Origin of the sequence: Neobacillus driksii (genome assembly GCF_013409995.1) — a bacterium.
Lineage (GTDB): Bacteria > Bacillota > Bacilli > Bacillales > Cytobacillaceae > Neobacillus > Neobacillus driksii.
This window is the reverse complement of the sequence record NZ_JACCBX010000002.1, coordinates 171,818-185,300: the sequence shown is the minus strand read 5'-3', so window position 1 is coordinate 185,300 and position 13,483 is coordinate 171,818. Positions and strand designations below refer to the sequence as shown.

The 13,483-nt window shown below is 40.1% G+C and carries 11 protein-coding genes; 10 read left to right on the top strand and 1 reads right to left on the bottom strand.

Annotated elements, in window-relative coordinates; all coding sequences use genetic code 11:
- The first annotated feature begins 57 nt into the window (after positions 1-57).
- Entirely contained in the window at positions 58-822 is a 765-nt protein-coding gene (locus tag F4694_RS04135) for a cobalamin-binding protein (RefSeq protein ID WP_179595637.1), read from the top strand.
- A gap of 32 nt (positions 823-854) precedes the next feature.
- On the opposite strand, the gene F4694_RS04130 is transcribed toward F4694_RS04135, so the two are convergent.
- Positions 855-1,472, bottom strand: a complete 618-nt coding sequence (locus F4694_RS04130) for a GyrI-like domain-containing protein (protein WP_179595636.1) — start codon at positions 1,470-1,472, stop codon at positions 855-857.
- A gap of 153 nt (positions 1,473-1,625) precedes the next feature.
- On the opposite strand from F4694_RS04130, the gene F4694_RS04125 reads away from it, so the two are divergent.
- The 9 genes from F4694_RS04125 (at position 1,626) to F4694_RS04085 (ending at position 13,474) form a co-directional block, all read left to right on the top strand.
- On the top strand, positions 1,626-2,309 hold the full coding sequence (locus tag F4694_RS04125) for an NAD-dependent epimerase/dehydratase family protein (RefSeq protein ID WP_179596011.1): 684 nt from the start codon (positions 1,626-1,628) through the stop codon (positions 2,307-2,309).
- Positions 2,310-2,811: 502 nt separating this feature from the next.
- Entirely contained in the window at positions 2,812-4,176 is a 1,365-nt protein-coding gene (locus F4694_RS04120) for an NAD(P)-dependent oxidoreductase (RefSeq protein ID WP_257029121.1), read from the top strand.
- 80 nt (positions 4,177-4,256) lie between these two features.
- Complete coding sequence (gene preA / locus F4694_RS04115; protein ID WP_179595634.1) at positions 4,257-5,543, top strand: NAD-dependent dihydropyrimidine dehydrogenase subunit PreA; 1,287 nt, start codon at positions 4,257-4,259, stop codon at positions 5,541-5,543.
- A gap of 15 nt (positions 5,544-5,558) precedes the next feature.
- Positions 5,559-6,977, top strand: coding sequence for a dihydropyrimidinase (hydA, locus tag F4694_RS04110; RefSeq protein ID WP_179595633.1), 1,419 nt, complete (start codon positions 5,559-5,561; stop codon positions 6,975-6,977).
- Between the two features lie 467 nt (positions 6,978-7,444).
- Positions 7,445-8,914, top strand: coding sequence for an NCS1 family transporter (locus F4694_RS04105; RefSeq protein ID WP_179595632.1), 1,470 nt, complete (start codon positions 7,445-7,447; stop codon positions 8,912-8,914).
- A gap of 29 nt (positions 8,915-8,943) precedes the next feature.
- Positions 8,944-9,162 (top strand): hypothetical protein, encoded by a 219-nt coding sequence (locus F4694_RS04100; protein WP_179595631.1) that lies wholly within the window; start codon positions 8,944-8,946, stop codon positions 9,160-9,162.
- 76 nt (positions 9,163-9,238) lie between these two features.
- The gene (locus tag F4694_RS04095) at positions 9,239-10,510 is read left to right on the top strand and encodes a PucR family transcriptional regulator (RefSeq protein ID WP_179595630.1); all 1,272 of its coding nucleotides are present in this window, start codon (positions 9,239-9,241) and stop codon (positions 10,508-10,510) included.
- A 123-nt stretch (positions 10,511-10,633) separates the two neighbouring features.
- Positions 10,634-12,100 carry a CoA-acylating methylmalonate-semialdehyde dehydrogenase gene (locus F4694_RS04090; protein WP_179595629.1) on the top strand — a complete coding sequence of 489 codons (1,467 nt, stop codon included), beginning with the start codon at positions 10,634-10,636 and terminating at the stop codon, positions 12,098-12,100.
- 18 nt (positions 12,101-12,118) lie between these two features.
- Positions 12,119-13,474, top strand: a complete 1,356-nt coding sequence (locus F4694_RS04085; RefSeq protein WP_179595628.1) for an aspartate aminotransferase family protein — start codon at positions 12,119-12,121, stop codon at positions 13,472-13,474.
- Positions 13,475-13,483 lie beyond the last annotated feature (9 nt).

The window sequence follows — 13,483 nt, the reverse complement described above, 5'->3', positions numbered from 1 at the left end:
AATACGCTGGTTGTTTGTTTGTATCTGCGTTAACATACAAGTAAGGGAGGGAGAGTTTTGAGAGTTATATCATTGTGCCCAAGTAATACGGAAATAATGGAATACTTAGGTTTGTCTCATCTTTTAGTGGGAGTGGATGATTTTTCAGATTGGCCCGCGTCTATAGCCAATCTGCCAAAACTGGGACCTGATTTATCGATAAATATGGATCTTGTTGAAGAACTGAAGCCAGACCTCGTTCTTGCTTCGTTAAGTGTTCCTGGGATGGAAAAGAATGTTGAAGCGTTAGTAGAGCGCGGTATCCCTCACATCGTTTTAAATCCCCAATCATTGACGGAAATTGAAGAGGATTTAATCAAAACTGCTGACGCTCTGAATCAGCACGAACGCGGCAAGGCAGCAGCAAAGGAGTTTCGTACTAGGCTTAATGCCGTCAAACAACAGGGATTAAACACAAACAAAAAGCCTTCTCTTTATTGGGAGTGGTGGCCAAAACCAATCTTTACTCCTGGGAAAATCAATTGGCTTACCGAAATTTCTGAAGCAGCGGGTGCTATCAATGCCTTTTGTGACGTAGAATTAGCCAGCGTTCAGACAGATTGGGAGGACGTCCTGAGAAGAAAACCTGATTATATTTGCCTTGCTTGGGTAGGTGTAAGAAAGGAAAAAGTTCAGAAAAACAATGTTACCAAACGTCCATGTTATGAAACGCTGGAGTATGTTGATGATAGCAGGATCCTTATCCTTGAAGAAGAACTATACTGCCGGCCGTCTCCAAGGCTGTTGGATGGGCTTGAAAAACTTTTTAGGTTAATTCATTAATGGAAAACGCTTGGATACTCTATATCCAAGCGTTATTTTACCTTATATCTAAGTACTGTTTTTAATTTTGTAGAATCCGACTTTCTTGGATCACTTATGTAGATTTCCCGATGTCTTTTGTCTATTCGCCTCAGGTGATTGGCAGCACAGAAATCATCCATTTTTGAAAAAGTTACATGTTCACTATCGTAATCCCCGATGTGCATACATTGGACACACAATCCCTCTTCAATCGTTTCAAATTTAGCTGACTGTAACAGGGCATCTGATACCTTCTTCGCACTTACTTCCTTGGCAAATGAAAAGAGGTCTGCAGTAACAAACTCTGGCTGGCGAATCATTAGCTTATAAACCAGTCTGTCTTTGTCCAGATGTTCTAATTGTCTCCCTTCCTCATCCAAGTCCCAGACTCCTTCTAAAGGGAAAACCGTATATTCATAATATCCGTCGTGAGTGATACCTTTCTTTGGAAGCATCCTGATGGCATATGAGAGAGCATATAGGGTCTCCACACTTTCCTTAAATGCTTCGTTGTTAGGATTTCCTTTCCCTTTTAATGTGAAATAATTTATTGGAGGCACTGCAATCTTAGCTGGGTTCGCAGCAGGCAAATATATATCTTTCTCTCTTTTTCTCCATTCATGTTTCATCGTTCGCTCTCCTTTATGTAAGCTACATAAAAATGATATATTATTTATCGAAAAAAAACATTTCTTTTCTACTTTTTATTTGAACCTTTTGTGCATGGTATAATTTTCTTATGAGATTGCTTAAGATTGAGAGGGGCTTGCACTATTATGGGTGTGAATAAAAAAACGGCACTTGTGCTTGGAGCTACAGGTCTAATTGGAAAAGAATTGGTCCAAATACTTAGTGAAAATGGGCATTACCAAAAAGTGCATTTATTGGTTCGCAGAACGATTGAAGTGGAATCTAAAGTTTGTGAATTACATTTGGTTGATTTCAATAACCTACATCAATACCATGAGTTATTTCAAGTTACTGATGTTTTCTGTTGCTTAGGGACAACGATAAAAGTGGCAAAGACAAAAGAAGCTTTTCGTAAAGTGGATTACGAATATCCAGTTGAGGCTGCAAAATTGGCAAAGGAAAACGGTGCTGAAAAGTTTCTGATTGTTAGTTCTATGGGGGCAGACACCAAGTCTTTATTTTTTTATAGTCGAGTAAAAGGGGAAGTAGAGGAAACTCTATCTAGGTTAAACATACCTTCACTACATATTTTCAGACCTTCATTGTTGTTAGGGAAGCGGGAAGAGTTCCGATTGGGAGAGAAACTCGCAGAAAAGGCTAGCGGTATTTTGAACAAAGTCATGATAGGTCCGCTGCGTCAGTACCGAGGGATTCAAGCAAGAAAAGTGGCAGCAGCGATGGCCGTTGCGGCACAGTCAAATAAAAAGGGAAAACATATCTATCTTTCACATGAAATTGATTCTATGGTTGGGTTTTCAGAATGGAAAAAGCTTTAAACAATTATTTAACTGTCAAAGGTGTACCAAGTTAGGTGCACTTTTTTTGTTGTCATTTATCATTCGGCAAATAATTTAAGAATGTCGAGAACTTATTTGTTAGATTAACTGTCAATGATTTTTAAATTAACCCTATTTTTTATTTGAAAATATTGGTTTTATCATTAATTTTGCTGCCTATTTTTATACTATTGTTCACTAGTAGGTTCGATGTAATTTTACAAAATTTTTTGTTCACATGTGATAAATTGGTAGAAGATTAACATTGGTACAAGAATTACTCTTATTAATCAACTACTTTATTCAACGAAATTTCCCTTCAAAACATCATCTAATAATCATGATCACCTTTCGCGTTTTATTTAATCGAGTTACATATTGGATAGTAGAATACGAGCATCATTTTACAGGTTGTATAATGAAATGTACTTTTGTGGTCTGTAAAATTAAAAATAGATGCAGAATTTTCAGTAAAATAACTTTTAAAAAGGAGGGCTTTTTATTGGAAAAAATACAGCGAATCTCCACTATCAATCTAGAACGTAACTTCCAAGAAGTAGAACGTGCACTTACCAGTCAAGAAGCGTTGGAAGAATCAAATCGCTGCCTTTATTGCTTTGATGCCCCATGTATTAAGGCATGCCCCACAGGAATCGATATCCCAACTTTTATAAAAAAAATTGCCTCAGGAAATCTACTTGGTTCTGCGAAAACGATCATGACCTCGAATCCAGTTGGAGCAAGCTGTTCTAGAGTGTGTCCAACAGAGGAGCTGTGTGAAGGTGCCTGTGTCTTAAATCATTCCACAAAACCCATTATGATTGGAAATCTCCAGAGATATGCCACTGATTGGGCCATCAAAAATGAACAAACCCTATTCGAGCCTGGAATACCTAATGGTAAAGCTGTTGCTGTAGTGGGCGGCGGACCTGCTGGACTCTCTGCTGCGAGAGAATTAGCCCGGTTTGGATATAAAGTGACGATATTTGAAGCTGCTGAAAAAGCGGGGGGATTAAATACTTACGGAATTGTCTCTTTCCGTCTTCCACAATCCATCTCTTACTGGGAAGTGGAACAAGTTGAAAAACTAAATGTAACAATCCAAACCAATACTCGTGTTGGTAAAGATGTACCTATAAACGATTTACTTAAAGATTTTGATTGTATTGTTTTAGCAGTTGGCATGGCACATGTTCCTTATTTGGGTATCGAAGGTGAAGATCTCGAAGGAGTCTTTGATGCCATTGAATTTGTAAAGGGAACAAAAAGCGGAAAATTAACTAAGGATTTTGTTGGAAAGCGCGTGGTTGTTATCGGTGCGGGAAATACGGCCATTGATGGTGCTACCTGTTCCGTACGTTTAGGAGCAGAAAATGTAAAAATCCTTTACCGGAGAACGGAAGAAGAAATGACAGCCTATGATTTTGAATATGAATTTGCCAAACAAGATGTCGTGGAATTCCGCTGGTTAACGGCACCTAAGAGAATTATTGGCGATGAAAGTGGGAAGGTAACCGGGATTGAATGTATCAAAATGAATCTTGGTGAACCTGATCAAGACGGGCGTAGAAGACCTAATCCAGTTGAAGGATCTGAATATGTGATTCCTGTGGATGCGGTTATCAAAGCGATAGGCCAAACTAGGCATCTAGAGTTAATAGAAGCTCTAGAACTACTGCATGATAGTGGTGTCGTACAGGTAAATAAAGAAACCTATCAAACTTCCAATCCCAAAATATATGCGTGTGGTGATGTTGTTTTTGGAAAAGGTAATGGCGATGCCATGGTCGTTACCGCTGCACAGCAAGGGAAACTGGTAGCGCATAGCATTTATAAACAATTTAAAGCAGCTGGTGTAACACAATAATATGAAATAAAAAAGAATATAATCATGTAAGCGCTTTCTATAGATAAAGGATGTTTCTTATTAAAAAGGGGTGAATTCATTTGGCTGATTTAAGTATTAATCTTGCAGGAATAAAATCTCCTAACCCATTTTGGTTAGCTTCTGCACCTCCAACTAATTCAGGGTATCAGGTTCAGCGAGCCTTTGAAGCGGGGTGGGGCGGTGCCGTTTGGAAGACATTGGGCGACCCCATCTTAAATGTTTCCTCGCGGTTTGCGGCGATAAGTTTTAACGGACAGCGGGTTGCTGGGTTCAATAATATCGAATTGATCACGGACCGGCCATTAGATGTTAATTTAAAAGAAATCTATGAAACGAAAAAGAGATTTCCAAACCATGCGATTATTGCCTCTTTAATGATGGAGCCAAAACAAGAAAAGTGGCATGAATTAGTTAAACGTGTTGAGGATGTTGGGGTCGATGGTCTGGAGCTAAACTTTGGCTGTCCGCACGGAATGGCTGAACGAGGAATGGGGTCTGCCTCAGGTCAGGTACCAGCCTTAGTAGAACGGCAGACTTATTGGGTAAAGGAAGTGGCAAAAACTCCTGTTATTGTAAAACTAACACCAAACATTACGGATATTACAGCTACTGCTGAAGCTGCATGTAATGGCGGTGCCGACGCTATCAGTATGATTAACACCATTAATAGTTTAATGGGAGTAGACCTGGAAACATGGAATACGATTCCTCATGTTGCCGGCAAGGGAGCACATGGAGGCTATTGTGGTCCTGCTGTTAAGCCAATTGCCTTAAATATGGTGGCAGAGTGCGCTCGACATGCAAATATTAATGTTCCGATTTCGGGAATTGGCGGGATCTCGAACTGGCAGGATGCCGTAGAGTTTATGTTAATGGGTGCAACTGGAGTGCAAATTTGTACTGCTGCTATGCATCATGGATTTCGTATTGTTGAAGATATGATTGAAGGACTAAGCCATTACTTAGATGGCAAGGGTATTAAATCTGTTAGCGAAATCATTGGTAAATCTGTTCCAAAATATTCGGATTGGGGTAATTTAGATCTTAATTATAATATTGTCGCAAAAATCAACACTGAGGTTTGCATCAACTGTAACAAATGCCATATTGCCTGCGAGGATACCTCTCATCAATGTATTGATAGGTTAACAGACGAAAACGGGAATGGCTATTTGAAGGTTAGAGAAGAGGATTGTGTTGGCTGTAATCTTTGCTCGATTATCTGCCCAGTTGATGGAGCAATTGATATGGTGGAAGTACCAAATGAATTGCCGCCAATGTCCTGGAATGAACGACAGACGGCATTGAGTCTAGCAGCAGAATGTAAGATTGATATTCACAAATAAGAAGGGAGATATTGTATGAAGAAATTGATAAAAAACGGGACGATTGTAACAGCTTCAGATACTTATATAGCGGAAATATTAATTGAAGATGGAAGAATATCTCAGATTGGCACGAATCTTTCATCACAAGGAGCAGAAATAATTGATGCCAATGGCTGTCTTGTTATTCCTGGGGGGATTGATCCTCATACCCATTTAGATATGCCTTTTGGAGGAACGGTGACAAAGGATGATTTTGAGACGGGAACAAAGGCGGCAGCTTTTGGGGGAACTACGACGGTAATAGATTTTTGCCTAACCACGAAAGGTGAACCATTAAAAAATGCGATCCAAACCTGGCATGCTAAATCGAAGGAAAAAGCGGTAATCGACTATGGTTTCCATTTAATGATTGCTGAAATTAATGAAAATGTCTTAAGCGAACTTCCTTATGTGATCAAAGAAGAAGGCATTACCTCTTTTAAAGTGTTTATGGCCTACAAAAACGTTTTTCAAGCAGATGATGACACACTGTTCCGAACCCTTGTTTCAGCGAAAGAACATGGAGCGCTTGTAATGGTCCATGCTGAAAATGGTGATGTCATTGATTATTTAACGAAAAAGGCGATTGCAGAAGGAAACAAAGATCCAATCTACCACGCACTGACAAGACCGCCTGAGTTAGAGGGAGAAGCGACAGGGAGAGCAGCCACACTGACCGGACTAGCAAACTCCCAATTATATGTGGTTCACGTTTCTTGTGCGGATGCAGTTGAAAAAATAGCTGAAGCACGCAGCAAGGGCTTTAATGTGTGGGGTGAAACCTGTCCACAATATTTAGTATTAGATCAAAGTTACCTAGAAAGACCAAATTTTGAAGGTGCAAAATATGTTTGGTCGCCTCCATTACGAGAAAAATGGAACCAAGAAGTTTTGTGGAATGCTTTAAAGAGCGGCCAACTGCAAACTCTTGGATCTGATCAATGCTCCTTTGATTTTAAAGGACAGAAGGATTTAGGAAAAGATGATTTTACTAAAATTCCAAACGGTGGACCGATTATAGAAGATCGACTATCAATTTTATTCTCTGAGGGAGTGAAGAAGGGACGGATAAGTCTTAACCAGTTTGTTGATTTAACTTCCACCCGAGCGGCTAAATTATTTGGATTATACCCGAAAAAAGGAACCATTGCAGTGGGGGCGGATGCTGATATCGTCATCTTTGATCCGCAAGTTGAAAGAGTAATCTCTGCCGAAACTCACCATATGGCAGTCGATTATAATGCCTTTGAAGGCATGAAAGTCACAGGTGAACCTGTTTCCGTTCTATCACGAGGAGAATTCGTCGTCCGGGATAAGCAGTTCGTCGGCAAGCCAGGATCAGGCCAATATCTAAAGAGAGCCAAATACAATGTGAATGCACCAGTAAACCAAAACGAAACCCTACCTATTTAACAGCATTAGATAAAATACCACTTCTCCATTCATTGTTGAACGACTCCTGCAATTGCTTACATAAAGCAAGCAATTGCCCTAAATAACCTCAGTTGTTGTCGGTGATTGAATTTGATTATTTAAATTCTATTAATCTTGGCTGTGTTCGAGCAAATTGTTGATTTGCACCCTGTTGATTGGAGCGAAAGGCACGAAGACTCCTCGAAAATGCTATCGCATTTTCTTCGTGCGTGGGCGGATTCGAGGAAGTACTTCAGAGTCCTGCGGGAGTACGGGGCTGGGGAGACCCCACAGGCGCTTAAGCGCCGAGGAGGCTCCCTGGCACGCCCGCAGAAAGCGAAGTGCCTCGTGACTGGCCAAGACCGCCTGTCACTGCGGTGATTATTCGAAGAAGCTTTCCTTAGTGTAGCGGAAATCAACAGGCCCAATCAACACAGCCTTTAATTTAACCGAAAAGGAGTGTTCATATGAAAAAAAGCCACTTAAAATCTTCAGATTTATTACCAATTCAACAAAAAGACAGAAAAGTTACAAAGCTAGGATACTCATTTATGTGGGTTGGGATGGTAGTGGTGCTCGCAACCTTTGCCATTGGCGGTGCAGGGGTCCAAAGTCTCTCCTTGCCGCTTGTCATTCTTGCAACCATTATCGGTTCACTCGCGATCGGATTTTTTATATCCCTAATTGCGGATATCGGCATAGAGCATGGCTTGTCATTTCCTGTGTACATGAGAGCACCGTTTGGAACGATCGGAACCCATATTCCTTCGATCACTAGGGGAGTTACTGCATCAGCTTGGTTTGGCATTAATACCTATTTTGGTGCGACAGCAATGAACGGCATTCTAAATATTTTATCTGGTTTTGATAATTGGTTCGTCTGCTTCATAATTTTTGCAATTTTCCAATTGATTAATACCGCATTAGGAATTAAATCAATTGAACGGTTTGCAGATTTAGCAGCGCCAATCATACTCTTAATCTCGATATGGATGTATTCCTCTTTATCTGACCAAGCACAAGCAGCGGGAAGAGATGTTTGGAGCTGGGTAGAATCACCTGTTACTGGCGGTGCGGCAGTTACTGCTTTTATGGTGGTTATTTTTAGTAACATGGGCTTCTGGGCAACATTGAGTGCTGATATTCCAACGATTTCGCGATTTATTAAAGCTCCTGCAAACGAAAAAAACTGGTTTAAAAGAAATAAAAGTTCTTTAATTGGAAACCTTATTTCGATGCCATTAACGCAGACCTTCATGATTATCATTGGTGCAGTATCTTACATTGCCGTATTAAATGCAGACCCTGTAGTTGCACTTCAAGAGTCTGCAAGCGGAATTGTCCTTGCCGTTTTATTGTTGATGATTGTATTAGCTCAGTGGTCAACGAATACTGCTGCCAACGTGGTTCCCGCTGCAACGATTTTCTCTAATGTAGGCGGACCAAAGTTTCCATTTTGGGCAGGTGTTATCACAGCAGGAATCGTTGGTACAATCGTTCAACCGTGGGAATTATTTGGTGTCATCATTCCTATCCTTCTAATCGTTGGCGGCATATTATCAGCAATCGTTGGTATTCTCTTTGCGGACTATTATTTACTCCGTAAAAGACGAGTAAATGTGCCGGAGTTATACGAAGACCATGGTCAATTTAGATATTGGGGTGGTGTGAATCTTGCAGGCTTTATTGCTTGGATTATTGGCGGTTATGTCTCCTATTTACTCCCGGCATATGGATTTTTAGTAGGTTTCCTGCTTGGAGCTGCTATCTATTATGTCCTGGCGAAATACTGGTGGTTTAAGAAGTATCAACAGGCTGAAATTGAGAATCCGAGTGATGACAAATATCTAGGAATTTCAGTTGGACGTGATTGGGTGATTGAAGAAGAATTTGAGTCTGTCATCGAGGAAGCACCTGCTGGTTTAAAATTTGATTAAAGAAAATCTCTCAATTGTAGGAGGAAACGATGTCGGAATATCAACAATATCTTACTGAACGAGATAAGCTGGATTTTTTCATCCAAAAGGGCTTTCGAATTAATGCTGTCCATGAACACTTAGATGGGGCTTCTGTTGAGTTTTACCACCCAGCCAGTAAAGAAAAGGAAACATTGCTTATTGGCACTGCCAATGCAAGAAAGTATTTTTCCAGCTTACTTATTAAACAGAATTTAGGCATAAGATGAGCTGAGAAGAAAGGGGGATTGGTTCTTATAACCAATCCTCTTTTGAAAATTTATGTTTATAGTTGGGAGAAATAGGATGAAGGAGCATTTACCATTAAGGGTTTCCGATATTTTATCACGGAAGCACTTCGAAGAAGCGATCGTGATAGCTGGGGAAGATGGTTTGAATCGGATTGTAAAATGGGTTCACGTTGTCGAAGTAACAAACATTCGAAATCTTTTAAACGGAGATGAACTTATCCTCTCAACGGGTGTGGCATGGACAGAGAATGAGGACTTGTTTGTTTCTATGCTCATTCAACTGGTAGAAACGAATGCAGCAGGTCTTTGCATTGAAATGGGAACTTATTTGTCAGAAATTCCAGCAGTAGCCATCAAGATTGCGGAAGAAAAAAAGTTTCCGATTATTATTTTTCAAAAAGAAGTTCCGTTTGTTGAAATTACACAGGATATTCATACCTTTATTATTAACAAACAATACAGGAAAATTAGCGACTTACGAGAGTTATATGCTGAAGAAAAAAAGAGGGTCGAAGAATTTGAGTGGCTCCAAGGCTGGCTAGAGGGTGACCATTCCTTAGATAGTATTAACGAATATTTACTGGAACACGGGATAAAACCAAAATCTACTGAAGCGGTTGTTTTACTAGCCAAGTTACATTCATTTAAAGAGTTAGAGAACCAAGACGCAACCTATATAAAAATATTATTTCGTTCTGTCTTTGAACAGAATGGCTTCACTGTATTTTTGGTTGAAAAAAGAAATGTAGTGATATTCATTTTATTAAATAATCGTCCGAATAAGAATATTAAGGATCGATTAAAAAAAGCAATACAGTCAATTGAGGATTCAGAGTTTCTGAGGAAGAAGCGTACAGCAAAGATATATATGGCGGCAGGTAAGCTCGTTGAGCAATTAACAGATATACATATGAGCTGCCAAACAGCAAAAGAAACACTTCGTATTCAACAAGAAATGTCGAAAGAAAAAATTTACTTTTATGAGGATTTACATTTATATCGCCTCATATCCCAAATCAGTAAGCATGTAGATTTACAGGAACTTGTCATGGAATATCTACAGCCCGTCATTCAATATGATAAAAAGTATAACAGTAAGCTGTTAGAAACATTAAAAACGTATTTAGAATGTAATGGTTCCAAACAAGAAACGGCCAATAAACTTTTTATTGTAAGGCAGACCTTATACCACCGGCTGGAAAAATTGGAGAATCTTCTTGGAAAGGATTTTATGGACCATGAAAAACGAGTAACATTTGAGTTCATGCTACTTGTAAAAGATTATTTATCACCCTATCTCGCAAACAGTAAAAAATATATTACGTAGTGTTCATTTTGTGTAAGAAAATGAAGGGGTTTTCTTACAGTATGTCTAATGAACAACTTTCAACGATACGAGATAATGAATGTATATGATTACCATTCATCTATTTAACTAGGAGGCGAATATATGAGCGTAACTAAAAAGGATACTACTGTTCTACAAAACTTTATTAATGGGGTTTGGGTAAGTTCAAACAGCAGTCAGACGCTAAATGTCCCAAATCCTGCAACAAATGAATTACTCACTAAAGTTCCAGTTTCGACGAAAGAGGATGTTAACGCGGCGGTTGCGGCTGCGAAGGAAGCGTTTAGCAAGTGGAAAAAGGTTCCGGTACCAAAACGAGCAAGAATCCTCTTTAAATATCATAGTCTATTAAGTGATAACCATGAGGAGTTAGCAAGACTCATTGTTCAAGAAAATGGTAAAGCATTTAAAGAGGCATATGGGGAGGTTCAGAGAGGTATTGAATGTGTAGAATTTGCCTCAGGGGCACCGACCTTAATGATGGGTGAAACATTATCAGGTATTGCCGAAGAGATTGATTCGGAAATGTTCCGCTATCCATTAGGCGTTGTTGGCGGCATCACCCCATTTAACTTTCCTATGATGGTACCGCTTTGGATGTTTGCTTTAGCCATTGCCTGCGGAAATACCTTTGTATTAAAACCATCTGAACGAACACCGATTTTAGCCAATAGATTAGCAGAGTTGTTCTCTGAAGCTGGGGCTCCTCCTGGAGTATTAAATGTCGTTCATGGTGCACATGATGTCGTAAATGGATTACTCGATCATGAAGATATCGCGGCCATTTCTTTTGTTGGTTCTCAGCCGGTTGCAAAGTATGTTTACGAACGAGCAGCGGCGAAAGGAAAAAGAGTTCAAGCGCTTTCTGGAGCGAAAAATCATCATATTGTCATGCCAGATGCCGATATGGATAAGGCGGTGCAGCATATTATCTCTTCAACGTTTGGAAGCGCTGGGCAGCGCTGTATGGCATGCAGTGCGGTTGTGGTTATTGGTGACAATGAACCATTCGTTAAGGCGTTATCGAAAAAAGCAGATGAACTAATAATCGGAAATGGAATGGATGACGAGGTGTTATTAACTCCTGTTATTCGAAAAGAACATCGTGACAAGGTTCTCGGGTACATTGAGAAAGGAATTGCAGAGGGTGCTGACTTAATCCGCGATGGACGCAAAGAGATGAGTGACTATCCAGAAGGGAATTTCTTAGGACCAACCATATTCGATCATGTTACACCTGAAATGACGATTGCCAAGGACGAAATTTTCGCCCCGGTTTTAAGCCTGCTTAGAGCCAGCGATTTAGATCAGGGACTGGAATATATTCGAAAATCTAGATATGGAAATGGAGCTACCATCTATACCAATAATGCAAAGGCAATCCGGCAATTCCGTGAAGAAGCTGACGCGGGTATGCTCGGTATTAACGTTGGTGTTCCGGCAACTATGGCATTCTTTCCATTTTCAGGCTGGAAGGACTCCTTCTATGGTGATCTCCATGTAAATGGGAAAGACGGCTTAAACTTCTATACGCGTAAAAAAATGATTACATCCCGTTTTGAAGCATAAAAAAGGAGGGACGGAGCCATGGTTCAAACAGGTCGTCCGCATGAAGAATTACTGGCACAGGATGATAAATATTTATGGCATTCTATGAAACCTTATAATCCCAATGCAACTATAGTTGCCACCAAAGCAGAAGGTTCTTGGGTAACCGATGCCAATGGAAAGCGTTATTTAGATGGTATGGCTGGCTTATGGTGTGTGAATGTAGGCTATGGAAGAACAGAGCTTGCCGAGGCAGCGTATGAACAGCTAAAGGAAATGGCTTATTTTCCACTGACGCAAAGCCATATCCCAGCTATCAAACTGGCTGAAAAATTAAATGAGATGCTTGGCGATGAATACGTCATCTTTTTCTCAAACAGCGGTTCAGAGGCGAATGAAACGGCTTTTAAAATCGTCCGTCAATATCATCAGCAAAAAGGGGATGTTAATCGTTACAAAATAATATCCCGTTATCGTGGCTATCATGGGAATTCAATGGGGGCTCTAGCAGCAACAGGTCAGGCACAAAGAAAATATAAATATGAGCCGCTCGCTCCAGGATTCATTCATGTTTCTCCGCCAGATTCTTATCGGGATGATGTGAATGTAAGTGATCCAAGGGAACTTTCATCGGTAAAAGAAATCGACCGGACCATGACGTGGGAGCTGAGCGAAACGATAGCAGCGATGATTATGGAGCCTATTATTACGGGCGGGGGAATCCTAGTGCCGCCTGAAGGATATATGAAGGCAGCCAAAGAGGTTTGTGACAAACATGGTGCTCTACTAATTGTAGATGAAGTCATCTGCGGCTTTGGGCGAACTGGAAAAGCTTTTGGCTTTATGAACTACGATGTTAAGCCTGACATTATTACAATGGCGAAAGGGATTACGAGTGCGTACCTTCCGTTATCCGCAACAGCCGTACGGAAAGAAATTTACGAAGCCTTTAAAGGAACGGAAGAATATGATTACTTCCGCCATGTGAACACCTTTGGCGGCAATCCAGCTGCTTGTGCCTTGGCATTAAAAAACCTAGAAATTATGGAAAAAGAAAACCTATTTGACCGCTCGCGTGACCTTGGTGAACAAGTTGTCAATGAATTAACTAATCTTCTGCAAGATCATCCATATGTAGGGGATGTACGTGGAAAGGGATTATTGGTTGGAATTGAATTAGTGAAGGATAAGAAGACGAAGGAACCTTTAGATGTAACGCTAGTTAATCAAGTAATTGCCAACTGCAAACAGGAAGGGTTATTAATAGGTAAAAACGGAGCAACTGTTGCTGGATACAATAACGTATTAACATTATCACCGCCATTAACTATCAAGCAGGAAGATATCCATTTCATTATTAAGACTGTTAGTGAAAGCTTAAAGAAAATCAAATAAGCATAAAAG